Here is a 1,284-nt window from a genome sequence, read left to right as displayed (position 1 = left end):
GGCGTGTATTCAGCGCTGATCCATCCGTCATAGCCGCTGGCCTCGATGGCGGCAAACAGCTCTTGGAAATCCACCGGCCCGGTGCCCGGCTCGCAGCGGCCCGGGGCGGCGGCGATCTGCACATGCATCGCGTGGCAGCCGAATATGTCCCAGACCTTGGCCGCATCGCCGTGGATTAGCTGGGCGTGATAGGCATCATACTGCAAGCCGACATTGGGGCGGTCCACCGCCTCCAGCACCTCCATCGCCAGGTTGTAATCGTCCAAAAAATAGCCGGGCTGGTCGCCGCTGTTCAAAGGCTCGATGGTGAACTGCTGCTCGGGCGCCTGGCCGGCGGCCCATTGCAGGTTTTCGACAAAAGTCTGCTGCGCCGCTGCGCCCTTGGCATAGCCCGCCATCACGTGGATCCTGCCGGCCTTCAACGCCTCGGCGTAGCGCAGCACCCGGCGGATGTCGCGCTGGAACCGATCAACGCCTTCGGGCACTGCAGCATAGCCGGGCATGCCGCCGGTGTAGTTGGGCGGCGGCGCGTTGATCAGCAAGAGCTCCAGCCCGTTGGCCAGCAATGCGCGCTGGGTCTCCTTGGCGGCAAGCTCATAAGGGTAGAGGATTTCCACCGCCTCGAACCCTGCCGCCGCGGCGGCCTGGAACCGGTCGAGATAGGGCAGCTCGGCAAACAGCATCGAGATGTTGGCTGCGAATCTGGGCATCGGGTTTCTCCTGGCTTCACGGAGGTTTATCCCGCGCAAAACCGTAAGGCCAAGAGATAGAAAACGACGCATTGTCGCTTTCCCGCAAGACCTGAGGCTGCGATTCGGATGCAACTGCAGGAAACCGGCATATTTCCGCCGGGCCTCCAAAGGATAGCAGCCATGACGATGAGTCCCGAGCGCCTGTCTGCAGGCTCTTCTGCGCCGCTGCCTGCCAATGCGTTTGGCGGCAATGCCCTTGCGGCGGCGGCGATGATCACCTGGTCTGCGGGTTTTCCCGCGGCGGAGGTGCTGCTGCAAACCTGGCCGCCGGTGATGCTGCTGGCGGCACGGCTAGTGCTGGCGGCCACCGGGATCCTGCTGCTGTGGGCGATGCGCGAAGGGGTGCAAACCGTGTTGAGGGCGCCCTGGCGCAAAGGGCTGATGATCGGCTTCTTCGGCTTTGGCGCCAGCGCCTATCTGATCATCCAGGCGCAGGTGCTGACCAATGCGGTCACGGCGGCACTGATCTGTTCCGCCGCACCGGTGATCGGCGGGGTGATTGAGATGCTGCAAGGCCAGCGGCGGCTGGGGG

Annotated in this window: 2 protein-coding genes; one reads left to right on the top strand and one right to left on the bottom strand. The window is 64.3% G+C overall.

The annotated features are described in order from the left end of the window. Positions 1-710 (bottom strand): TIM barrel protein (locus A2I95_RS39170; RefSeq protein WP_291737757.1); only part of this gene is annotated, 710 nt, incomplete at its 3' end. Positions 711-872: 162 nt separating this feature from the next. Between A2I95_RS39170 and A2I95_RS39165 the strand changes: the two genes are divergently transcribed. Next, positions 873-1,284, top strand: a 412-nt coding sequence (locus A2I95_RS39165) for an EamA family transporter (protein ID WP_291737756.1), incomplete at its 3' end; no start/stop codon positions are given.

Source organism: Leisingera sp. F5 (genome assembly GCF_001593695.1).
Note: the sequence above shows the minus strand (reverse complement) of the source record. Positions and strands in the feature narration are given on the sequence as shown.